The following is a 21371-nucleotide window of genomic DNA, read 5'->3' on the forward strand; positions in this document are numbered from 1 at the left end:
TTTTGATCACTTGGGTAGGTTGGCAGAAAATTCTGACCAGAGGTTTACCTTGTTTAGCTGGTTATACCAATACTGGTTGTAATGCTCTACTGTCAAAAACAGAAATTCCAGGAATTCCGTGTGGGCAAATTCCTTTGGCAGGAGTTCAAGCGCAAGTCTTGCATCGCTAAGGTACAGTTCGCTTTTTTTCATCGTAAAATCAAATCCTTTCTTGACGTCGTTTGTCAAAAAGGAATAGTAGAGCGGCCATGACGGCACCTTTACAAACTTGTTTTTTATCGAGTCCTCGATTTCATTTCCACACCCGACAGACTCTGCGGCTCGTGCCATTCCAAGATAAAAGATTTCGCCAAGAGGGTTTTTCCCAAGTGCCATGTTGCGGCCGGCAGTCCCCATTACTGCACGGTACTTTTTGTAGCACTCGTTCATTTTCTCCTCTGTTATTTTTCTTGGGTCTGTCTTTAGTTTGGTATCGATATACTGGCCGACGCGCGCATCCTTGAACCCTTCCTCAAATTCCTCCAATACGTGCGCGCCGCCTTTTGCTATTTTAGAGCGGGCAAGCCTCAGAATGTACGGGTTCATGAGCTTGTAATCGTCAAGGTATTCAAGATCCTCGTCTTTGTCGACTATTCTGTCCATCGGCTCGCTGAGATCAATTGCTATTATGTGGCCGTCAACTAGATCCTGCCGCATTTGCGGATCACTTGTCCCAGAGTAGCTGGCAGACGCATCATATAGCGCATTGAAGACTGGAAACGTCATCTTTACAAAATTAGAGTTCAGTATTCGCAGTACCCTGTCCTTTAGTACGTCGCGGTTTTCAAGCTTTGACTTTATTGGGCCAATCTCGGATTCCTGCAGGATGATTTCCTCAGAGCCGACCTCTGATGCAAATTCTTTTTGCGTGGAGTTTGGGGACGGGTCTGATTTTATCTCCCGGAAGAGGTCGTCTGTGAACCTGTCTGCAAAATTTGGGAATTCTTTTTCTGCCTCCTCTTTGTATTGATTGAATAATCGAAAACCTTTTGATTTGAAAAGACCTTGCTTTATGATTTGTTTTCCAGACTTTGTTGACATTAGCGCTTCTTTGCTAACAACGGACTGGTCCTTGCCACTCACACAAGCACACCATTTTTCTTATTATTTATGCTTTCAAAAATTCTTGACTTAAATTACGAAAAACTCTAGACGTACTGTGCAACCAATCCAGGTACTCAGAGAAGCTTCGAGATTAGTCTATGAAAATGTAAAAAACTTGGCAGGGACCAAAGCTGCCGGAAAAGACCACGGGACTGGCGCAGGTGGAGACATTTCAAGAAAAATAGACATTGTTGCAGAGAAAACAGTTCTTGATTATCTTAAAAAAATAAAATTTGACTGTGTCGTTCTTGGTGAAGAGTGCGGTAGAGTGGAGCTGTCAAAAAAGCCAGAAGGATTTGTCATAATGGATGCAATTGACGGCTCGGCAAACGCAGTCAGAGGGCTTCCTTTCTTTTGTTGCTCGCTTGCGTTTGCGACAGAGGACAGACTCAGCTCAATTACTGCAGGGGTTGTAACTGACTTGTCCTCAGGCGACATGTACTGGGCAACAAAGGGCAAGGGCGCTTACTGCAACAAAAAGAAAATCCAGGTCCACAAGGAAAGACCAGTCTACAAAATAGTAGGAGTTAATGTGTCAGGTGCAAAACCGCAGCTGGTAAAAAGAATCCAGCCACTTTTTGAGAATTCAAACCACACAAGGCACCTTGGCGCAAACGCACTTGAGCTTGCATTTTTTGCGCGAGGCCTAATTGACGTTTATGTTGATTTGAGGGAAAAGATTCGCGTGACAGACATGGCGGCAGGATATCTAATTGCAAAGGAGGCAGGAGGAATAATTTTGGATCAAAAGATGAAGCCACTAGACTCGAATCTTGCTTATGAAACCAGGCTTTCGTTTATAGCTGCGGCAAACAATGAAATTCTCAGAGAAATTTCAAAGCAGCTCAAACTGTAAATCTAGGCAACCATAGATCTGGTCAGGATTAGGTTAAGAAAATAAAGCGCCCTCGGCGGGATTTGAACACGCGTCTCAGCCGTGACAGGGCCGAATTCTAGACCGGGCTATACTACAAGGGCTTGAGTCTTTATGTAAAAATTCCTTTTTTAAAGTTTACATCTGGTGCCAAAGACTACTAAAAGACTAAATTATACACGATTGGCAAAACTGCGAAGGGTTCGTAGCTCAGCCAGGTAGAGTACCGGACTTTTAATCCGGCTGTCCGGGGTCCGAATCCCCGCGAACCCGCTTCAATAGCTTCCTTTTTGGATCGGTTGTGAAATTAGCAGATTATTTGAAAAACATCACATATTGTGTCGGGTTTGCCGCAAAAGATGCCTAGACTAGCGACTTTACTTTTTTAGAAAGAGAGTCAAGTGAGGATATCACTTCGTTGCTTCGCTTTGCGACGCCTGTCTGGTACATGTTGACCTTTGTCTTTCTGTTTGAAACCATTCTTTTTTGCTCGGAGGTTCCTGAGGAGCCCTGAGAGGTCCTGTTTTTCAGCGAGGATTCTGCGTTAATTGACGTGATTATCTTCAGTATCTTCTTAGAGTCGATGTCTTTTTCTTTTAGCGACTTGTTGATTTCCGCCAGAGTTAATTGCGAGAGAGATTTTTTTGATTCGTATGCTGCCTGTACCAGGTGGCCTACGATCTTGTGAGTAGTCCTAAATGGCAGCCCCTCTTTTACTAGCTCCTCGGCCACATCAAGTGCAGTGAGATAGCCGGAATTTGCAACCTTTTTCATCTTTTCCTTGTTGACCTTTAGCGTAGCAAACATTGCGTTTATCACAAGCAGTGCAGATATTGCGATTTTTGATGTAGACCACACCGACGGCTTGATTTCCTGCAAGTCCCTTCCATATCCAGATGCAAGCCCCTTTACGGTAGTCAGAACCGACACGAGGTTCCCTATCACTCGTGCTGTCTTTCCGCGCGTCAGCTCCAAAACGTCTGGATTTTTTTTCTGCGGCATCACGCTTGATGGCGATGAAAACTGATCAGACAGTTCAACAAATGAGAACTCCGAAGTGGACCATATTATCAGATCCTCAGATATGCGGCTAAGATTTGTCATCAGAATAGTGACAGCGCTCACGTATTCTGCAACAACATCGCGGCTGCTTGTCGCATCAATTGAGTTTTCCACCAGTCCCTTAAAGCCAAGCATCCTTGCAGTGCTGTTCCTGTCAATTGGGATGCTGGTCCCACCTATCGGCCCTGCCCCAAGGGGGGATTCGTTTACCCTTCCATAAACGGCATAGAGCCTGTCCAGATCGCGAAACAAAGCGTCAGAATACGCAAGTAGGTAGTGCGAAAAAGTGCCAATCTGTGCCTGTTGGAGGTGCGTATAAAGCGGCACCGGGGTGTCTGTGTGTTTTTCTGAAAGTGTGACCAGTGTTTCTATTGTGTCCAGTATGCATTTGCACAAAATGTTAATGTCGTCGCGAATCTTCATGCGAAGATCAAGTGCCACCTGGTCATTGCGGGATCTGGCAGTGTGCATCTTGCCGCCAACTTTGACTCCAGTTTTTTTTATGACAAGTGTCTCTATTAGTTCGTGAATGTCCTCTGCAGAAGAATTATTCTGAAATTTTTCTTTTTTTAGCTTCTCTAACGCTTGAAGAATTTTTTTTATTTCTAATTTGGTTATGATTTTATTTTCATAGAGCATTATTGCATGAGCTTGACTTCCAATGATGTCATAGAATGCGATTTCCGAATCGTCAGAAATCGAAGAAACATAATCAAGCGTCTGCTTGCCAAGGTTCTGGTCTAGTCGTGACCGATACATCAAACTAGGGATTATAATGGTTATATATAGCATAGACGCTTTGCCGCATATGACTCAGGATTTACAAGAGTTGAGAAGAAAAATTTTTGACGAATTATCTGGAATTGTAGATCCTGAGATAAACACGTCGATTACCGACCTAGAGTTGGTGGATAATGTCGACATTGCAGACTCTGCAGTAAAGGTAGACTTGCACCTGACAAGCCCGTTTTGTCCTGCAGTATTTGGTTTTAAGATTGCGCAGGACGTTCATGACAATCTTCTAAAGATAGACGGTGTCAATGACGTAAAGGTAAACGTCTCAAATCATTTCATGGCAGAGCAGATAAACAATCAAGTAAACAACAGCGCAAACCCAAAAAAGCCAGCGTCTTAGATTATTTTCTAAATCCGAGCAGGTAGCCACGGAGCATTTGTATTCCCATTGCAGGGTCAACTCCTTTTGGACACACTTGGCTACAAGAGCCGGCAAAGTGACATCGCCAGATTCCGTGCGAATCATCAATAATCTTTAGTCTCTCGTTTTTGCCCTTGTCCCTACTGTCTGCAACATATCGGTATGCTTGTGCAAGCGCCTGCGGCCCCAAAAATGACGAGTCAGTAGCCATCGTAGGGCATGCGGAATTGCACAGTCCGCATTTGATACAGTTTGCAAACTGGATGTATTCTTCAACTTGTTCTGGGGTTTGGAGCAATTCCCTTGAATTTGGAGTGATCTCAGTGTCCTCCCTTACCATGAAAGGCTTCATTTCCTTATGAGTGTCAAACATTTTTTCGAGATCAACTACGAGGTCCCTTACTATCGGATAGTTGCTCATCGGTTCTACTGTAACAACATCAGAGTCTAGTTCTGAAATCTTGGTAAAGCATGCAAGTCGCGGCCGCCCGTTGATTTTCATTCCGCAAGATCCGCATGTGGCTTGCCTGCAGGAATAACGTACTGCAACTGAATGATCCAGGTGCTTTTTCACATCCAAAATTGCGTCCAAAACGGTGGTCCATCTCTCGTATGAAACTTGGAAGCTTTCAAACTTGGTTACAGAGTCTTTCTCTGGGTTTGATTTAGCTATTCTTAGTGTAACTATCTTTGACGTGGATGTTTCAGCCGATGACTGGTCTTCTGCAATTTGCGTGTCAGCCATTTTATGTCATCCCCATGCTTGTCATCAATATAGTTCTTGAACCATATGCTATCAATATTGCCATCGATGCAAGGCACCCATAGTTGACTGCCTTTTCGTATGATTTGCCTTGTTTTAGCTCAAGCAAAATAACGCGCAATCCGTTAAACCCGTGAACTGAAAGCAGTACCAAGATAAGCTCAAGCATTATGGCATACGGGATAAACTTGTAGTTTGCAACCACGTTTTCATATTCTAACGAGTCTCCGAAGCTCATCATAGTTATCCTGTACAGAATGTGGACTGCCACTAGAACCACTGCGCCAAGCGCGGTTCCGTAATGAATCTTCATGATTATGCTTTCGCGCATTTTTATTCACCAAACAATACGCTCAGGCCATACATCATTGCGAGAGCTGCTATTCCTATCGAGGCATAAATGCAAAGTTTGTTTTTCATGTTCATTGAATGTGGCAGGTACGGATAATCAGGTCTTGTCGGCTTTCCAATTCCTATCCCTCCATGGGCAAACATCAATCGTATTCCGTTTGCAGTGTGAAACACACACATTCCGATAACCAAGGTCAAGAAGATGTGGCCTTGTGTTGTCTGCGTGAGTTCAAGCATCGAGTCCCATGCGGCTTTTCCGCTAAGTATGGAGCTTGTCTCATAGATGTGGCCGATAAAATATGCAAGCAGCCCAAGTCCGGTTATTCTCATCAGCCAATATGAGACACGTTCTATTCCGTATCTCCCAGGGTTTGCCATCCCCTTGATTCCTTCTTTGTTTTCGTTTCTTTTCATCAGTATTTTCTCTCCACTGGCTGGTATCTTGTTATGGTGACTGGATGCTTTTTCATTATCGGCTCCTTTGGATCATAGTAAGCAAGCGTATGATGTAAAAAGTTTGCATCGTCTCGTTGTGGATAGTCAAGTCTTGAATGAGATCCGCGCGACTCGCGTCTGTTGATTGCTCCAACCAATACGACTTCTGCAACTCGAAACATTGAATCAAGCTCCATAACATTTGTAAAGTTTGTGTTGTATTCCTTTGCTGTATCATCCACATGCTTCCAAGTTCTGGCTTTGATCTCGCGAAGTTTCTTTAGTCCCTCAACCAGATCGGATTCTGTCCTAAATACATACGCCTTGTCAGTCATGATGTCTGTTAATTCCTGCCTTATCTCGTATGGGTTGTATTCTCCCCTGCCCCTGAAAATACCATCATAGATTCTTTTTTCTTCCAAGGCAACCAAATGATGTGGAAATTGCGATGACGGTTTGCTGTTCATTGCGTGCTTTGCGGCAAGTGCTCCTGTGATTTTTCCCCAGACGATGCACTCAGACGTAGAATTTGCTCCAAGCCTGTTTGCTCCGTGTACGCTGTTGCATGCTGCCTCGCCTGCAGCCCAGACGCCTGACAACTCGGTTGCGCCGTCGATGTTGGTGTGTATTCCACCCATCATGTAATGACACACGGGCCTTATGTCTAGCATTTCTTGTGCAGGGTCAATGCCTGAAAACTTGATTGATATTTCACGGATTGCTCCAAGCTTTTCTTTGATAACGGCATCGCCTATGTGTCGCAAGTCAAGCTTCATGCAATCCACTCCCGTTTCATGCTTGAATCCTCGCCCCTCCTTGATTTCAGTCATTATTGACCTTGAGACGATGTCTCTGGGGGCAAGCTCCATTTTGCTTGCAGCATATCTGCTCATGAATCGTTCGCCGTCTTTATTGACAAGATATCCTCCCTCTCCTCTTGCACCTTCTGTAATCAAGATACCAGACGGTAAGATTCCGGTTGGATGGAACTGGACAAACTCCATGTCTTTCAGTGCCAGCCCTGCACGATATGCCATGTCAATACCGTCAGGTGTAGATGATAAGGCATAGGTTGAAAAACTGTAAATTCTTCCTGCGCCGCCGGTTGCGATTATCAACGACTTTGCCTTGATTGCATAAAACGTTCCGCTTGAGATTTGTATTGCGGTTATTCCCATGAACTTCTGCCCATCGTGGATTATGCTTGTGACAAACCACTCGTTTAGGAATTCAATGTTGTCAAATTTTTGGCACGTATCATACAAGGTCTGCATTTCAAAGAATCCTACTTTGTCAGAGGCGTATGTGGCACGCGGAAAACTGTAACCTCCAAAATTTCGCTGTCCTATTCTTCCGTCCTTTCTTCTTGACCAAGGCATTCCCCAGTGGTCCAGTTGATAGACTTCGCCTGGCATTTCCTTGCACAGCAGTTCTGCAACGTCTTGGTCTGCCAAAAAGTCACTTCCCTTTACAGTGTCATAGATGTGCGACTCTATGGTATCCCCTTCATCCTCAAAGAGAACTGCCGCAGTACCCCCCTCGGCAGAAACAGAGTGAGAACGCATGACCTGGACTTTGGAGATCACACCAATCTTAATTGACGGACTTGTTTTTGCAGCCTCGATTGCTGCGCGCAGACCTGCAAGACCAGATCCTACTATTATCAAATCATATTCAATAGAATCCGTCATTTTCTATCATCACCTGCTAAAAATCCGATAAATATGTGTTGTAAATTTGATTTGTGAGGAATTTTCAGTAATGATTATATTTATCGCTAGCGATATTACTAGTGATGGTAGGGGAGTGGCTTCAAAGAGTTGGAAGTTCGATACCAAGAGGGTTCTCAAGATATTTCATTTTAGAGTTGTTGACAACAAAACCATACACCGGAAAAGAGATCATCGATGCTGCAACTCAGCAAAGCGACGGCAAGTGGAAGCCGTCCCCAGGTCTCATCTATCCGCTGCTTGGAAGGCTCCTAGATGAGGGCCTGATCGAGGAATCAAAAGACGGCAAATACCAGATAACAAAAAAGGGGAAAGACACCTCAGATGATTTGCAGACGGTCAACAAAATAATTAAAAATCAGCTAGACGTGCTGCTGAGAATCGGAAACGTAGGACGGTTTGCGACGATGGACGTGCTTGAGAGAATGAACATGTTGGGTTCAAGCCTTAGCTCAAATGTCATTAAAATGACAAAGGAAGAAACTCAGAAATACAGAAAATTCTTAGAATCGGAGCTCAAAAAACTGGACGCAAGTGAAGGCAAGCAGGGCAAAGAAATCAAAATAGACTAGGAATCAGTTTTAAAAATAAAAGAAGTGGTGTAAAGCGCTTTTTTAGTTATCTGCAACCATGTTCCAGTTTCTCAATATTTCTGCAGTGAATGGATATACGCAAGCTGGCGCGCCGGTTACGGAGCGTATGACTAGCTCGAATCCTTCTCTGCATTCAACCTGTTCTGGTTCAACTCCTGCCTTTACTTGTTTTAGTGGGGCAGGAACAATATTTGCTGGTCGTATAGGGGCTTTCTCAACTATTGGATCCCCGTCTGCTCTTACTGCATTGAGAAATACATTGGTTCTTGAACTAAGATTAGCATCCCATGATTCGACAATAATGGCAGATGTTTCAAATGGCCTCATTACCTTAAATGAAAACTCTACTAGTGTGGAGAATTCATTTAGTTCAGTTGCCTTTGCTGTAGCTCCTCCTAGAAAGCCATCATGATCAGTAACGATTGTTGTTTTGGCTCCTAGAAAGCTTTGGTCAAAGGAAACAGTTGCAAGGTCTGAGCGATGTTTATCGTCTGCATAGTCAGATATGGAAAGCGCCGTGTGTCTTAATGCACTGACACCGCTGTTTTCATAGACTACCAGTCTTATTTTTACTGTATCACCGGTGTTAAATGTCGTTGTTGGGATTGATTGGATTTGTCCTTCTACATTTATTGATCTACTATTGATAGTAAGTCCGTTTTCTACCACTCGCAGTCCATCATCTAAAACCCCTAATGTTGGAGCTTCGCAGTCTCTACCGCAGTTTGCGTTTTCAGCGAATGCGTTGACTGTTAATAATGAGACTGAAGATAGTACGCCTACTGCAATTAGTACTTGAAGTAATACCTTTGTCATTAAATTTCAATCAAGTCTGGACATAATTAAATCCTATGTAGAGTTACGATCAATACTTGGTTCAATCCCTCAGATATGGAGCATACATGGGTTAATCATAAATAATTAAAGTCACCATAATTTTTGATGAAAAACCTGAGGAAAATGATCAACGACTCTTCAAAGCCTCTGGTTATTCCCGGCGTGTACGATGCGATAGGTGCAAAGATAGCCCAAAAGGCAGGATTTGAGGCAATGTTCCAGACAGGTTATGGGACATCTGCAACTTTGTTTGGCATGCCAGATTATGGTTTTATTGGATCAACTGAAACAATTGAAAATGCGCGCAGAATCTGCAGGGCAGTTTCGGTTCCAGTAATTGTGGATTCAGATACAGGCTACGGAAATGCACTAAGTGTCTGGAAGATCGTAAACGAATTAGAGTCAGCGGGGGCGGCAGGAATCTTCTTAGAAGATCAGAGATGGCCAAAGAGATGCGGGCACATGAGCGGAAAAGAAGTAATCGAAAAAGAAGAGTACGCTGAAAAACTGCAGGCGGCACTAGACGCTAGAAAAAGCAAAGACTTCATCGTTGTTGCACGCACGGATGCCAGGGCGACAAGAGGCTTAGATGACGCAATTGAGCGCGGCAAGTACTATAGGAAAATAGGCGCAGATGTGATTTTTGTCGAAGCGCCAAAGTCAATCGATGAGATGAAAAAGATAGGAAAATCAATCAATGCGCCGCTTGTGGCAAACATGATTGAGGGCGGTGCGACTCCAGTCATCCCATCTGCCACTTTGCACAAGATGGGCTTTAGGATAATTTTGTATCCGCTTTCAGTTCTTTTCGCGAATGCGTTTGCGTCAATTCAGATCCTAAAGGAGCTAAAGAAATCAGGAACCACGGCAAAACTGAAGAAAAGCGTAGTTAGCTTTGACGAGTTCAACGACTTGGTGGATTTATCAAAATTTAGGAATCTGGAAAATCGCTATAAAAGAAAGTCATAAAATAAAAAAGTTCAAGTAAAGAGCTATTAAGAAGAGTTTCTCTTTACTTCAATCTCTATTGTGGATACGTTTCTTGTTTTGCCATCTTGTGATTCTAGCTGCTCAGAACCTATCTTTATTTCACCGATTGAATATCCAGCATTTTCTGTCTTGCGTGAGATGATTTGCGAAACATCTACTGCACGACCGATGCTGAGTCCTCTGGCTTTGATGCGCACTGATGGTAAGTTTGCCAATTGGATGAGCGTAGAAGTAACATACGCCATCAAAGGTTTCTTACCAATGAAGATTACGTCTCTGTTTTCGGTTGACATGTAATGATGGTTATATATGGATAATTTAAAGCTAAAAATGGAAAACGGCAGATTACAAAATTTCTTATTAACTAGACTCGATTCAAAATCAAAATGATAACCCCTGAGCAGATTGAGAGTGTTATGCACTCTGATTCTAAAGAGGAAAAAATCAAAATCCTAGAACTGACTTGCAAATGCAAAGATTCCGCCGTATTAAACACGGTTATTTCAGCATTGGACGATAATGATATCCAGATTAGGGGGGAGGCGTTTAGTGCGCTAGTACTGAATGAAAACGACATATCAGATGTTTTGATTCAAAAACTAAACAGTCAGAGCAAAAACGTGAGGGGTTATTCCTTACTGGTCCTTGCAAATAGAAGCGACCGGAAGGCAATTCCAAAAATAATTGATCTCATGTCAGATGAAAGTGCGATGGTCAGGTCTTGCGCAGTTGGAGCATTAGGACACCTTAAGGCGTCAGAAGCAATTCTTGCAATCCAAAAATGCATGGAAGACCCCAATTCGGAGGTGAGAAAGAGTGCAATAAAGGCAGCAATAGATATTGGTGACCAGACTGTTTTTTCCAAACTAGATAAAATTTCCAAAGAAGATCCAGAAATTAGAAATTTGCTTGATTATGCCAAAAGTAAGTTATAGATGGACCGGGAGGGATTTGAACCCTCGATCTCACCCATGCCAAGGGCGTATCCTACCAGTCTAGACGACCGGCCCATGTTGTCAGAAAAATTCTGAACACATTAGACTTTATGAATTGAGTATTAACGTTTAACTAAAGTGAAATTTTTTGATAATCATCCAACATAAAATATTTAACCGTGGCACCTAAGATCGTAACGTGGTAGTAGAAAACAAAGCGACACTTACCTATGTTCAATTACTAAAAGAGGATTTGGCAGTTTTCAGGATGGTTCCAAACGACGGAGTGATACCAGAATACAAAGCTGGACAATTCATAACTATAGGCATGCATGTCCCAAGCGAGGGCAAAGTAATCAGAAGGGCGTATTCGATTGCATCGCATCCAGAGAACAAAAAATATGTCGAGCTTGTCATACGTTGGGTCAGAAAGCCGCTCCCAGGCCGTTTAACTACACAGCTTTTCAATGCAAAAGAAGGAGACGAAATAACTTGGATAAAACCAACAGGCGCTGCACTCTTAATTAATGACAAATTACCAAACGGCGAAAAAGACGAGAGAAGAATCGTTTGCCTTGGCGGCGGCACAGGCATTGCGCCTTTTGTAAGCTTCGCACAACACCTGCATGATGTTGGGGACAAGAGGGAGCTGATAGTACTTCACGGAGCAAGCTATGTTGATGAGTTAAGCTACAAGCAATTATTCACAGACTTGGAAATCGAGAGTTTGGATAGAGGTCGAGACCAGTGGAACTTTAGATATCGTGCCGCAATTAGCCGCCCACAGGAATGGTTCAACAGATCGTGGAGCGGTCAAGTCGGAAGAGTCGAGACATTTCTCAGAACAAAGGACGGAGAACCGTCTCCTTTGGAGCAATTAATCGGCGAAAAGATCACGCCTCAAAACACAACGTTCTACATTTGTGGTTGGCAGGGAACAATAGACGGATGTATGGACTATCTTAGCGCGAAAGGATTTGCGACTGAGAGAAACAAACGCCCAGACGGCAGTTTTGAGGTCAAGTACGAGTCATACGGATAAGATACCAAAAATAATATTGAATGACGCAGCCCCAGTTTTTGGGGACGTAGGTTAGCTTGGTATACTGCCAGCCTCGGGCGCTGGAGATCATGGGTTCAAGTCCCATCGTCCCCATATTTTCAAGCATTGAAATATGACAGAAATTTAAGAAAAATGTTTGACTGTTGCAATTTACCTTGCACATCTGAATCCTGTCACAAATGCGCATGTAGAGATTATTGATGAGCTCAAAAAAGAATCCAAGGTGATAGTCATGCCGGTGATTTTCCTAAAGAACGGCACCGAGGTAAACAGTCGTAGTTTTCCTTTTAGTTTTGAAATCAGGAAAAAAATGCTAGAATCGGTATTTGGTGATTCCATTGAGGCATCGTCAAACTATACGTTCCATGCCCCATTTCTGAAGTATTTTCCGCCATTGCTGTCACCATACTCATGGAAGTTAAGAAGCCAAATCCTGCAGGGAGTGAAAAACGACTACTTTACGTACACTGGAGACAAAATAGAGGGCATTATGCTCAAGATGTATAGGCTAAACCCAAAGGTCGGCACCAGAAAGGAAGTTTCTGCATCGTCAGTCAAAAGCAAGATGTATGATGCAGCCAGAGGAAAAGATACGGACTGGAAAAACTATGTCCCCCAACAAGTAATAAAAATCATCGAAGATAATTGGGAAATTGTTAAAAAATTCGCCACCATGGAAGACAGGACTACGAGAATTGCAGGAATGAAATTCCCAAAAGACGGCCTCAAGACAAGATAGATTAATAACGCATTTACAGACTGCTTATGAAACCTGGCATTTCAAAATTTGTTTGGTTTGACGGAAAATATACGACGCTTGAAAAAGCCAAAGTGCCAATTACAACACACGCCATACATTACGGGACATCCATCTTTGAGGGAATACGAGCATACTGGAATTCGGAAAACCTCAATGTCTTCAGGCTTGAGGATCACATCAAGAGATTTCGAAATTCTGGAAGATTTTATTCAATATCATTAAGGTATACAGACGAGGAACTAATTGACGCAGTAATTAATTTGTGCAAAAAAAACAATATCAAAAAGTCATGCTACATTCGCCCGTTTTATTTTGTTGGAGAGTACGGAATTAACCTGCATGTAAACGAAAGCGCCCCAGTCCACGCAGCAATGTTCATGTTTCCATTTGGGGATTTGTTTAACAAAAATGGGATTAGCGCAGGAATTTCTTCATGGAGAAAATTCAGCGATGCTTCTACCCCACCACTTGCAAAGATGGGCGGAAACTATCTCAATTCCATACTTGCCACGCAGGAATGCAAGAGAAACGGCTACGACGAGGCAATCATGCTCGATTTGAAAGGAAATGTGAGTGAGGCGCCAGGGGAGAATATTTTCATGGTAAAAGATGGCAAACTGATGACTCCGCCCCTAAGCTCATCAGCGCTGGAGGGACTAACACGGGATTCTGTGATAAAACTTGCAGAAGACTTTGGATACCAAGTCAAAGAAAGCGAGATCACGCGGGGGCAGATGTATCTTGCAGACGAGGTATTTCTCACAGGCACTGCTGCAGAAATCACGCCAATCACGCACATCGACAACAAAAAAATAGGAACCGGCAAGGCAGGTAAAATCACTCAACAGATCATGTCTGCATATCTTGACGTGGTAATGAATAAGAACGAGAAATATTCCAGTTGGGTAACCTCGGTGTATTAGTTTGAAAATAGCGCAAATAGGAGTTGGCGGATGGGGGAAAAACCATGCCAGAGTCCTTTCCCAGTTTGGAGTTTTAACGGCAGTTTGTGATGCGGACCAAAAAAGGGCAAAAGAGACAGGCGAAAAATACGGTGTCAGTTATTACACCTCAGTTGATTCCATGCTAAAAGAGGCGCAGTTTGATGGGGTGTTCATTTGCACTCCAACGTCGACGCATTTTGACATCGCATCAAAGATAATCCAGCAAAAAAAGAGTGTCTTTATTGAAAAACCGATGACGTATGAATCAAAGCAAGGTGCCACTCTTTTAGAGATGGCTAAAAAAAACGGAGTTCTTTTGACTTGTGGATACATAGAGAGATTCAATCCAGCTGTGGAATCTGTCAAAGAGTTGGTCAAATCGAAAAAATATGGCGACTTGATCATGCTTGAATTTCATCGCGAAAACAGAATGCCTCTTCACATTAAAGACGTCGGCATAATCTATGATACTGCAGTCCATGACATAGATACTGCGATGTGGCTTTTTGACGACACCCCAGAGGTTGTATTTGCAAGGTCAGGTAAAATAAGACATGATCATGAAGACTTTGCTACAATAATGCTCGGTTTTAAGGACAACAAGGTTGCCATCATATCATCTAATTGGATTACCCCTGCAAGGGTAAGGCACTTTAATGCGGTGTGCACGGACGGCATTATCTCGGCTGATTTCATCTCACAAGAGGTCAGAATTGAGAAAGACAGTGGTTCAGAAATACCAAGAAAAGAAAAAGCGGAGCCCTTGACGGTTGAAATTAGAAACTTTCTTGATTCGGTAGAGGGAAAAGAAAGTCTCAGAGTAAGACCGGAAGATGCACTAAACGTAACAAGAATCGCAGAAGCGGCACTTTTATCAAGCCAGAAGGGCGTGCCAATATATCTGGAGCTAAAATGAACAAGAAAATGATGGACATACTCGTGTGTCCAATTGACAAACAGTTTCCACTGGAGATCTTTGAGGCAGAGTCAAAAGACGAAATTGTGGTTGAGGGAGCCCTGTACTGCAACAAATGCTCCAGATTTTATCCAATAATTGAGGAAATACCAATAATGCTGCCCGACGAACTACGCGACAAAAAGCAAGACATGGAATTTCTTGACAAAAATCAAAAAAAACTGCCCGAGAAAATAATTAAGCATGCAAAACCATGGCATGTGTAACCATGGTCACTAATCACATTTCAGAAAAGGCAAAAATTGGGAAAAATGTCAGAATTTGGCATTTTGCGTATGTGGGAGACAATACGGTAATTGGTGACAATGTGAAGATTGGCTCTTTGGCGCACGTAGACTACAACGTGATCATAGGCGACAATACCATGATAGAAGGGCTAGTTTACATCCCGCCACTATCAAGGATTGGAAAAAATGTTTTTGTCGGTCCTGCCGCTTCGTTGACAAACGATCCATACCCTCCAAGTGACAAACTAATCGGCGTTACGATCAAGGACGGGGCAATAATTGGATCTCGCGCCGTAATAAAGGCAGGGGTAACAATAGGTGAGAACAGCGTGGTTGCGATGGGGGCAGTCGTTACAAAGGATGTTCCAGACAACGTCCTCGTAGCTGGGGTTCCTGCAAAGGTAAAGTATTCCAGAGAGGAATACGACAGAAAGCAAAAAGAGTGGAAGTCCTAAGACTCGATCTGTTTTTGAAATATTCTGTTTTTTAGTTTGGAGAGAACAACAATCCATGCAATGACAAACAAAATTGCAATCACAGCTTTGATTATTGATGCAATTAGAAAATCAATTTCGTCCCCATATCCAGATATTGAGATTTTGGAAACTGCAGTAACCAGTATGCCGCCTCCTGCCAATATGAGAAGCCACATTATTCCAATGAAGGCATACATTGAAGCGTGTCTCAAACTCTCACCCCCATGAGAAATGCCGTAATTATTGCCAAGATTCCTGAAAATATTGCAAGCCTAAAAACTGTGAATCCTATCTCTTTTTCAGTGAGCGATCTTCCCGCTACAAGCAGCCTTACAAGCGTAATTGGTGCGTCTTTTTCTTTTGTTGCAATGATCTTGTGATCTTCGGTATGAGTTGTCGGATTTTTTATTTGCCTATGCTCCACTATTTTCTTTACACTTGACAGGAACAAGAACGAGTTAATGACAGCAGGCAAAAGCGCGATTGCTGCAACTACCTCCACGTGGCCTATTATGGCAATGACCCCGTACATTGCTCCAAGAGTTAAGGCGCCGGAATCACCTGGGAAAATCCTACTTGGGAATTTGTGGTATTTGTAAAATGCTAGCGATACAAAACCCAGAGGCAAGCTGATCAGTGCAACATCATAATTCTGCATTATCAAGAGCGCTATGGTGAGAGAGAAACTAGCAATTGTCATAAATCCGCTTGCGATTCCATTCATCACATCTATTGAATTAATGGTGTTTCCAGTGATTGGTATCATCAAGATTATGATTCCAATGTACAGCGCTGGAATCTTGACGGAGCCAAAAATCGGAAAAGTAAGATTTGGATCATAAACGCTGGTTGTATCATAAATGCCAATCAAGACAAGTGGAATTGCGGATGCTGCAAGGGCAAGAGGCTTGAACCATCCTCCCAAAACTCTTCTGTCGTCAATGAACCCAACGACAAAGGCAAGAAATGTGGTTATCATGAGGGCGATGATCTTTAGGTTCCTCATGTCAGATGGAAAGACCAAAAAAAGAACAGCTTCTGAAATCAATATTGCCGCAATTATTGCAGGGCCTCCAGGTCTTGGCACCATCGCACCGCCAACTCGGTTGACGTCTGGCACTGCAAGTTTACGTTTGCCGAGTTCACGTATCAGAAATGGCGTTATTGCATAAACAACAAAAAAAGCGACGACAGACACGACTAGAGCCGCAATTAGTTCTTGTTGCAATTACCTAACTTTTTTCAATTGGGATTTAATATTATCTGCAATTATCGGACCAATTTTGTCTATTTCTGCAAGTTTTTTTGTCGGAATCGCATGTAGATCTTCAAGATTCTTGATACCGTGATCATACAGTTTTCTTGCACGAATTCGCCCAATTCCTTTGATCTGGACAAGCTCGACGAGTTCCTCTTTTATGCCGTATGTGATTCTTTTTCGCAGCGTGGCAATTTGTTCCAATAGATCCGACCGCCCAAGCAGCTTTGCAATCTCATAAAGGCAGTAGACAAGCCAGTCTGCAGTCTCTACCAGCCTATGCATGTCTCCTGACTCAATGTTTAGGCTATCAGATAGATGAACCTCAGACGACTCGTTCAACCATGACTGTATGGCAAGAAGACTTCGCGAGCAGTCGTATTCGGATATCGGCTCTATTAGTTCCGAGGAATGATTTTCAAGCAGTGTGCTAAGAACTTCGTGATCCTTGTTTCTTAGCGAGAATTTTGGGAAAAACTCTTCTGAGCTTGTAACTAGATGTAAAAATCCCAGTGTATGGTTTCTGTTTTCTGATGCTGTCTCTATTCCTCGCTTAAAGTAAATTGCAGTTATCGGATCAATGTACAGCATGGAGACTTTTTTGCCAAATTCTGTTGCGGCAAACCGGTCACCTTTTTGTACTATGAGTTCTTCATTTAGCAAAAACCTTTTGGAGATATCTATTGCAAACTTGAGCGTGTTTTTTCTTGTTTGCAAGCCTGCCAATGTCTTTAGGAAAAAATCAAAAACATCTTCGCTTTTTATTCCAGGATTTGTTACTATGTGGCTAAGGATATGAGTTCGCAGTGCACGATCGTCGGCAAGCTGCGACTTGATTGGCTCAGGTGTTCCATTTATGTAATAATCAATCAGATCAGATGTGTTTGAATTTCCAACAATTATTGCCTCACCATACTTGTCATACTGCGGTCTGCCCGCTCTTCCGCAGAGCTGCTTGTACTCTAAAACACTAATCGGCTTGTTTGTGCCAGACTTTACGTCATATCTTGCAATGTTTGATATTACGACCCTTCTTGCAGGCAGGTTCACTCCGGCTGCAAGTGTTGGAGTTGAGGCAAGCAGTTTGATTTTGCCGTTTCTGAATTCGCTTTCTATTATTTCCCTACAGTTTTGGTTTAACCCGGCATGGTGAAAGCCGACTCCCTTTTTTAAAAGCGCTGCAAGTGTCTTAACCAAGTCCGTCTGTTCGTTTCCAGCAAGTAATTTTGCAGAAATTTTCTCAAGATCCTTTTTTTCAGAGTCGGAAAGAAACTTTGAGACGGCGTCTGCCCCCTTTGTTGCCAATGACGCCGAACGTGTTCGCGTTTCTGCAAAAATAAGCGATTGTCCCCCATTTTTTATGGTATCAAGGGATAGATCCACGGGAGGCCCCCTAATGCTGGATTCAATTTCATACGATTCCCCATTGCTCCACAGAATGGTTCCGCCATCAAAGATGCCTTCAGTCAACGGGACTGGCCTCCACTCGCTTGAAACCAACGTGCAGCCAAGCCACTCAGATATTTCATCAGAATTTGTCACAGTCGCGCTCAGCCCAAGAATCTGAGGCCGGTTTTCAAGCTCCTTTAGTTTTGTGAGAACCACTTCGAGGGTTGGACCCCTGTCAGTATCCCCGATAAGGTGTATTTCGTCTGCCACGATAAGCCCAATTTGATCAAGCCATTCTACCCCATGACGAATCAGTGAGTCCATTTTCTCATTTGTCAACACAACAATGTCTGCATTTTCCGCATCCTTATCCACAGAGTCAAAATCCCCAGTGGAAATTGCAGTCTTTATACTCCTGCCGAGATCCAGCTTTTCTAATTTTTTCAGCTCTGAGAACTTCTCCGACGCAAGCGCCCTCAGCGGAGTAAGGTAAATCACTCTGCCTTTGCTTTTGTACAAATAATTGATAATTCCAAGCATGGCAATCAGTGTTTTTCCGCTTGCAGTTGGTGCAGATACCAAGATACTTTTTCCCTCAAGCAGTCCTGCGTTGATTGCGTCTTCCTGAGGCGGGTATAACTTGGTGATTCCCTGCTGGCTAAGAAACTCTAGGGCAGAATCTGCCAGTGCCAAATCGGTCACTTTCATACACGGTTGTAGTGACCCGGCTTGGATTCATAAATTGATGCTTCGCGGAGCATTCTTCTGATGAAGTTTTTAGCTTCTTCTTCGGTGAATTTCGCTGTTTTTGCAAGTTCCTTTACAAATAATTTTTCCTCGACTGGCGTCTTGTTGTCTCCCTCAAGTGATTTTAGCACGTCCATGAACAATTGCATTTTTGATACCTCGCTGTGCGGCCTTCCCTGCAATACTCCGAGATCAACTTTTCCGGTGTTGACATCAACCCCGGCATCCTCAAGCATGCTCTGAATTAGAAATATCGCTCTGTCCGCATCCTCCGCATCAACTTGGTCTTTCATCAACAGTCGTGCTCTTGCAGTGGCAAGCCTTATCAGTCCTCCAAGCTGTCTTGGGGTCACGGTTATCATTTCCTCAGACTCCACATTTCTCATTTTTAGATAATACTCTAGGATTTTCTCCTCCGCATCTGGCGTGAGCAATGGGTCTGACTTTTTACAATATGCCAAATATTTTGTAAATATGTCAATGTCGATCAAGGATTTGGTTTCAGAAGAAGAGTGCCTGTGCAGTCCTATGATGTGTCGCGCAATGTTTCGGTCTCGTTCTTTTGACGGAATATCACGTACAACGAAAATAAGGTCAAACCTTGTGAGAAGTGGGATTGGCAATGCTACGTTTTCTGTTATGTTTTTGAATGGATCGTATTTTCCATACATTGGGTTGGCTGCTGCCAAAATTGATGTCCTTGCGTTTAGGGTTGCGACGATTCCTCCTTTTGCAATGCTTGCAGACTGCTGTTCCATTACCTCGTGAAGTGCGCTTCGGTCTTCCGGCTTCATCTTGTCAAATTCGTCTATGCAGACTAGTCCTTGGTCCCCAAGTACTACTGCGCCAGCTTCGAGCATCATGATTCCAGTCTTGTCTCTAACCACTGCCGCAGTCAATCCTGCCGCCGTGGAGCCCCTGCCTGATGTGTACAGTCCCCTCGGAGCAATCCTTGCGCAAAACTTTAGCATTTCGCTCTTTGCAGTACCTGGATCTCCAACCAGGAACACGTTGATGTCTCCTCTGACTTTGGTTCCGTCTTGGAGCACTCTTTGAGTTGATCCTACTATTAGCAACAGAATCGCTTCTTTGATTATGGCATGGCCTTGGATGTGCGGCGCAAAGGAGCTTACCAGTCTTTCGTAAATGTCATCGCTTTTAGCAAGGGACTTGATTATTTTTTCTTCCTCTGGGGAAATCTCTTCCCTTTCTGATTTTCTAGAGTTCTTCGTTCCCCTTCCTCCCAAGAATTCTATGTTGTTTCCCTCGATTCGAAGTCGGTGCAGTCCGCTGTTGACACGAGTTCCCGAGATTTGCTCCTGCTCGATTCTCACTATTCCAGTCAGTATGATTCTGTCCCCAGGTCGCGCGTTGTCCACCAGATCCTGCCTTATGGTAACGTCAAGGTAATGCGGGAGCTGCCCAGGTGGAAGATCCTCTGGAAGTTCCTGCAGTCTAACTATTTGAAAGTCGATGAACTTGCTGTGTTCAGGATCAATTCTTAGGTCGCGCTGCGTGCACCGGTCATGGCTGCATTTTGAAGGCGCGTATATGCTCAGGCCCCGCTCAAGCGGAACCTCGGTGATGTGGCCTTCAGGGCACTTGTAAAGAACGTTTTTTGCAAGCGGTTTTACCTCAGATGATCGCACAACCATTCCCGAAACGCTTGCCATCTTGCCAATTACCTCCGCATTGATTTGTCTAAGGCTGCGTTGTATTGGATAGTTTGCTATTCTTACTCGAATGTCATCATCAATTTTGTTTGCATATTCTGGAAATCTTTCTTCAAGAATGTTTTTCACGGCTCGTGCAAACGCGTATAATATTTCATCTGGCTCGTTGTTGAATTTGATTTCGATTTCTCTTTGAGAGACCAGATCGTTGTAGTCAACTACAATATACAGCGCCTGCTTTGCCATCATCTGGTCGATTTCTTCTACATACCTAAACGAGCCCGACTTGTCCTTAAATGACGATAAGAAACCCTGCACCTGATCAATTAGTGCTGCACGGGTCTGTGTTTCCAGAGTCATTTCTCATCACGAAATATTTGATTTATGAAGTCGCTGCTGTTTTTGTGTATTACGTTGTATAGTGCTCTTTCTTCAATTGATAGTTTTTTTGCAATGTCTGCAGTCAGGGTCATGGAGTTTGCCCGTGGAACCAGCTTGCCAAGTCTTTTGCGGATTAGCATCTTGAGTAAGCTTTGTAGTTTGTCGTATTCTTTTTCTGACTGTCTTGCCATGTATCCGGTCATTTTTATGTAAAAGTCCGGCTCTAGGTGAGATAACTCTTCGCCTTGGAAATTTTCTTTCGACAGGGACTGTGTGAGCTCTATTCCCATGTCGGATTCTTGAATTTCAGCATGGCCTTCGGACTCGAGGGTTTGTGCCACCCATCTCGGTATGTTTAGGATCTCTCCTTGTTTTCCGTCTATTGCCACGTTTGAAACATTTATCTTAAAATCATGATTAATGAGGGCCTTTACGTCCTGGGTCCCATAACCGATACTGTAAACTTGGAGCAATTCGTTAATGTTCAACAGTTATGAAAGTGAGTTCAAGGATTTAATGGATACGATCGATCAATTGTGTTTACAAGAAGCTTTGATCATTTGATCCTTAGCCGTAACTTATTAGTAAGACTAGCCGAAGAGTCAACT

General features: G+C 43.3%; 24 protein-coding genes and 4 tRNA genes. 13 read left to right on the forward strand and 15 right to left on the reverse strand.

Annotation, left to right across the window (positions count from 1 at the left end; genetic code table 11):
- Positions 1–6: 6 nt before the first annotated feature.
- The gene (locus NKMY2_RS00470; RefSeq protein WP_042683613.1) at positions 7–1122 is read right to left on the reverse strand and encodes a hypothetical protein; all 1116 of its coding nucleotides are present in this window, start codon (positions 1120–1122) and stop codon (positions 7–9) included.
- Between the two features lie 76 nt (positions 1123–1198).
- Here NKMY2_RS00470 and NKMY2_RS00475 point away from each other — a divergent pair, with 76 nt between their 5' ends.
- Positions 1199–1999, forward strand: coding sequence for an inositol monophosphatase family protein (locus tag NKMY2_RS00475; protein WP_042683614.1), 801 nt, complete (start codon positions 1199–1201; stop codon positions 1997–1999).
- A gap of 47 nt (positions 2000–2046) precedes the next feature.
- Here NKMY2_RS00475 and NKMY2_RS00480 read toward each other — a convergent pair.
- Positions 2047–2121 (reverse strand) — tRNA-Asp (locus NKMY2_RS00480).
- 95 nt (positions 2122–2216) lie between these two features.
- Here NKMY2_RS00480 and NKMY2_RS00485 point away from each other — a divergent pair.
- Positions 2217–2290, forward strand: a tRNA-Lys gene (locus tag NKMY2_RS00485).
- Between the two features lie 90 nt (positions 2291–2380).
- Here the strand turns inward: NKMY2_RS00485 and argH are convergent.
- Positions 2381–3838 (reverse strand): argininosuccinate lyase, encoded by a 1458-nt coding sequence (gene argH, locus NKMY2_RS00490; protein WP_042683615.1) that lies wholly within the window; start codon positions 3836–3838, stop codon positions 2381–2383.
- Between the two features lie 49 nt (positions 3839–3887).
- Here argH and NKMY2_RS00495 point away from each other — a divergent pair, with 49 nt between their 5' ends.
- On the forward strand, positions 3888–4214 hold the full coding sequence (locus tag NKMY2_RS00495; RefSeq protein ID WP_042683616.1) for a metal-sulfur cluster assembly factor: 327 nt from the start codon (positions 3888–3890) through the stop codon (positions 4212–4214).
- A 1-nt stretch (position 4215) separates the two neighbouring features.
- Here NKMY2_RS00495 and NKMY2_RS00500 read toward each other — a convergent pair whose 3' ends face one another.
- Genes NKMY2_RS00500 through NKMY2_RS00515 form a run of 4 tightly spaced genes read right to left on the reverse strand, consistent with a single transcriptional unit; the run spans position 4216 to position 7475 of the window.
- Complete coding sequence (locus tag NKMY2_RS00500; RefSeq protein WP_177316486.1) at positions 4216–4980, reverse strand: succinate dehydrogenase/fumarate reductase iron-sulfur subunit; 765 nt, start codon at positions 4978–4980, stop codon at positions 4216–4218.
- Position 4981: 1 nt separating this feature from the next.
- A complete protein-coding gene (locus tag NKMY2_RS00505) occupies positions 4982–5329 on the reverse strand; it encodes a succinate dehydrogenase/fumarate reductase transmembrane subunit (protein WP_042683617.1) in 348 nt (115 codons plus the stop codon).
- Between the two features lie 2 nt (positions 5330–5331).
- A complete protein-coding gene (locus NKMY2_RS00510; RefSeq protein ID WP_042683618.1) occupies positions 5332–5763 on the reverse strand; it encodes a succinate dehydrogenase/fumarate reductase transmembrane subunit in 432 nt (143 codons plus the stop codon).
- Positions 5763–7475, reverse strand: a complete 1713-nt coding sequence (locus NKMY2_RS00515) for a succinate dehydrogenase/fumarate reductase flavoprotein subunit (protein ID WP_042683619.1) — start codon at positions 7473–7475, stop codon at positions 5763–5765. Before NKMY2_RS00515 ends, NKMY2_RS00510 begins: the two co-directional genes overlap by 1 nt.
- A gap of 104 nt (positions 7476–7579) precedes the next feature.
- Here NKMY2_RS00515 and NKMY2_RS00520 point away from each other — a divergent pair, with 104 nt between their 5' ends.
- Positions 7580–8086, forward strand: coding sequence for a PadR family transcriptional regulator (locus tag NKMY2_RS00520; protein ID WP_042683620.1), 507 nt, complete (start codon positions 7580–7582; stop codon positions 8084–8086).
- A gap of 42 nt (positions 8087–8128) precedes the next feature.
- Here the strand turns inward: NKMY2_RS00520 and NKMY2_RS00525 are convergent, their stop codons facing one another.
- Entirely contained in the window at positions 8129–8923 is a 795-nt protein-coding gene (locus tag NKMY2_RS00525; RefSeq protein ID WP_042683621.1) for a hypothetical protein, read from the reverse strand.
- 126 nt (positions 8924–9049) lie between these two features.
- Here NKMY2_RS00525 and NKMY2_RS00530 point away from each other — a divergent pair, with 126 nt between their 5' ends.
- On the forward strand, positions 9050–9913 hold the full coding sequence (locus NKMY2_RS00530) for an isocitrate lyase/PEP mutase family protein (RefSeq protein WP_042683622.1): 864 nt from the start codon (positions 9050–9052) through the stop codon (positions 9911–9913).
- 26 nt (positions 9914–9939) lie between these two features.
- Here NKMY2_RS00530 and NKMY2_RS00535 read toward each other — a convergent pair whose 3' ends face one another.
- On the reverse strand, positions 9940–10227 hold the full coding sequence (locus tag NKMY2_RS00535) for an AlbA family DNA/RNA-binding protein (RefSeq protein ID WP_042683623.1): 288 nt from the start codon (positions 10225–10227) through the stop codon (positions 9940–9942).
- A 93-nt stretch (positions 10228–10320) separates the two neighbouring features.
- On the opposite strand from NKMY2_RS00535, the gene NKMY2_RS00540 reads away from it, so the two are divergent.
- The gene (locus NKMY2_RS00540) at positions 10321–10869 is read left to right on the forward strand and encodes a HEAT repeat domain-containing protein (RefSeq protein WP_042683624.1); all 549 of its coding nucleotides are present in this window, start codon (positions 10321–10323) and stop codon (positions 10867–10869) included.
- A gap of 1 nt (position 10870) precedes the next feature.
- On the opposite strand, the gene NKMY2_RS00545 is transcribed toward NKMY2_RS00540, so the two are convergent.
- Positions 10871–10944: transfer RNA gene (locus tag NKMY2_RS00545), tRNA-Ala, on the reverse strand.
- 124 nt (positions 10945–11068) lie between these two features.
- Here NKMY2_RS00545 and NKMY2_RS00550 point away from each other — a divergent pair.
- The 7 genes from NKMY2_RS00550 to NKMY2_RS00580 all read left to right on the forward strand — a co-directional run bounded on the left by NKMY2_RS00550 (position 11069) and on the right by NKMY2_RS00580 (position 15294).
- Entirely contained in the window at positions 11069–11911 is an 843-nt protein-coding gene (locus NKMY2_RS00550; protein WP_042683625.1) for an FAD-binding oxidoreductase, read from the forward strand.
- 40 nt (positions 11912–11951) lie between these two features.
- Positions 11952–12025 (forward strand) — tRNA-Pro (locus tag NKMY2_RS00555).
- 43 nt (positions 12026–12068) lie between these two features.
- Entirely contained in the window at positions 12069–12671 is a 603-nt protein-coding gene (locus NKMY2_RS00560) for a nucleotidyl transferase family protein (RefSeq protein WP_042683626.1), read from the forward strand.
- Positions 12672–12697: 26 nt separating this feature from the next.
- On the forward strand, positions 12698–13615 hold the full coding sequence (locus tag NKMY2_RS00565) for a branched-chain amino acid transaminase (protein WP_042683627.1): 918 nt from the start codon (positions 12698–12700) through the stop codon (positions 13613–13615).
- A 1-nt stretch (position 13616) separates the two neighbouring features.
- Positions 13617–14552: a Gfo/Idh/MocA family protein gene (locus tag NKMY2_RS00570; protein ID WP_042683628.1), complete on the forward strand. Its 936-nt coding sequence runs from the start codon at positions 13617–13619 to the stop codon at positions 14550–14552.
- The gene (locus NKMY2_RS00575; RefSeq protein ID WP_042683629.1) at positions 14549–14818 is read left to right on the forward strand and encodes a Trm112 family protein; all 270 of its coding nucleotides are present in this window, start codon (positions 14549–14551) and stop codon (positions 14816–14818) included. Before NKMY2_RS00570 ends, NKMY2_RS00575 begins: the two co-directional genes overlap by 4 nt.
- Before the next feature lie 2 nt (positions 14819–14820).
- Positions 14821–15294 (forward strand): acyltransferase, encoded by a 474-nt coding sequence (locus NKMY2_RS00580; RefSeq protein WP_042683630.1) that lies wholly within the window; start codon positions 14821–14823, stop codon positions 15292–15294.
- On the opposite strand, the gene NKMY2_RS00585 is transcribed toward NKMY2_RS00580, so the two are convergent.
- From NKMY2_RS00585 to NKMY2_RS00605, 5 genes are read right to left on the reverse strand one after another with little or no spacing between them, the layout of a single operon-like run.
- Entirely contained in the window at positions 15291–15527 is a 237-nt protein-coding gene (locus NKMY2_RS00585; protein ID WP_238549722.1) for a hypothetical protein, read from the reverse strand. The two genes, NKMY2_RS00580 and NKMY2_RS00585, sit on opposite strands and share 4 nt — an antisense overlap.
- Positions 15524–16543 (reverse strand): MraY family glycosyltransferase, encoded by a 1020-nt coding sequence (locus NKMY2_RS00590; protein WP_042683632.1) that lies wholly within the window; start codon positions 16541–16543, stop codon positions 15524–15526. Before NKMY2_RS00590 ends, NKMY2_RS00585 begins: the two co-directional genes overlap by 4 nt.
- Positions 16544–18670, reverse strand: coding sequence for a DEAD/DEAH box helicase (locus NKMY2_RS00595; RefSeq protein WP_042683633.1), 2127 nt, complete (start codon positions 18668–18670; stop codon positions 16544–16546). It abuts the gene before it with no gap.
- Entirely contained in the window at positions 18667–20742 is a 2076-nt protein-coding gene (locus NKMY2_RS00600) for a minichromosome maintenance protein MCM (protein ID WP_042683634.1), read from the reverse strand. Before NKMY2_RS00600 ends, NKMY2_RS00595 begins: the two co-directional genes overlap by 4 nt.
- Positions 20739–21251, reverse strand: coding sequence for a DNA replication complex GINS family protein (locus NKMY2_RS00605; RefSeq protein WP_042683635.1), 513 nt, complete (start codon positions 21249–21251; stop codon positions 20739–20741). Before NKMY2_RS00605 ends, NKMY2_RS00600 begins: the two co-directional genes overlap by 4 nt.
- Positions 21252–21371: the final 120 nt, after the last annotated feature.

Source organism: Candidatus Nitrosotenuis chungbukensis (genome assembly GCF_000685395.1).
GTDB classification, from domain to species: Archaea; Thermoproteota; Nitrososphaeria; order Nitrososphaerales; family Nitrosopumilaceae; genus Nitrosotenuis; species Nitrosotenuis chungbukensis.

Bases quoted from the DNA above. Each gene is read 5' to 3' on its own strand.
- argH (WP_042683615.1), bottom strand. From the start codon at position 3,838: ATGTATCGGTCACGACTAGACCAGAACCTTGGCAAGCAGACGCTTGAT.
- NKMY2_RS00495 (WP_042683616.1), top strand. From the start codon at position 3,888: ATGACTCAGGATTTACAAGAGTTGAGAAGAAAAATTTTTGACGAATTA.
- NKMY2_RS00500 (WP_177316486.1), bottom strand. From the start codon at position 4,980: ATGGCTGACACGCAAATTGCAGAAGACCAGTCATCGGCTGAAACATCC.
- NKMY2_RS00505 (WP_042683617.1), bottom strand. From the start codon at position 5,329: ATGCGCGAAAGCATAATCATGAAGATTCATTACGGAACCGCGCTTGGC.
- NKMY2_RS00510 (WP_042683618.1), bottom strand. From the start codon at position 5,763: ATGAAAAGAAACGAAAACAAAGAAGGAATCAAGGGGATGGCAAACCCT.
- NKMY2_RS00515 (WP_042683619.1), bottom strand. From the start codon at position 7,475: ATGACGGATTCTATTGAATATGATTTGATAATAGTAGGATCTGGTCTT.
- NKMY2_RS00520 (WP_042683620.1), top strand. From the start codon at position 7,580: ATGGTAGGGGAGTGGCTTCAAAGAGTTGGAAGTTCGATACCAAGAGGG.
- NKMY2_RS00525 (WP_042683621.1), bottom strand. From the start codon at position 8,923: ATGACAAAGGTATTACTTCAAGTACTAATTGCAGTAGGCGTACTATCT.
- NKMY2_RS00530 (WP_042683622.1), top strand. From the start codon at position 9,050: ATGAAAAACCTGAGGAAAATGATCAACGACTCTTCAAAGCCTCTGGTT.
- NKMY2_RS00535 (WP_042683623.1), bottom strand. From the start codon at position 10,227: ATGTCAACCGAAAACAGAGACGTAATCTTCATTGGTAAGAAACCTTTG.
- NKMY2_RS00540 (WP_042683624.1), top strand. From the start codon at position 10,321: ATGATAACCCCTGAGCAGATTGAGAGTGTTATGCACTCTGATTCTAAA.
- NKMY2_RS00565 (WP_042683627.1), top strand. From the start codon at position 12,698: ATGAAACCTGGCATTTCAAAATTTGTTTGGTTTGACGGAAAATATACG.
- NKMY2_RS00575 (WP_042683629.1), top strand. From the start codon at position 14,549: ATGAACAAGAAAATGATGGACATACTCGTGTGTCCAATTGACAAACAG.
- NKMY2_RS00580 (WP_042683630.1), top strand. From the start codon at position 14,821: ATGGTCACTAATCACATTTCAGAAAAGGCAAAAATTGGGAAAAATGTC.
- NKMY2_RS00595 (WP_042683633.1), bottom strand. From the start codon at position 18,670: ATGAAAGTGACCGATTTGGCACTGGCAGATTCTGCCCTAGAGTTTCTT.
- NKMY2_RS00600 (WP_042683634.1), bottom strand. From the start codon at position 20,742: ATGACTCTGGAAACACAGACCCGTGCAGCACTAATTGATCAGGTGCAG.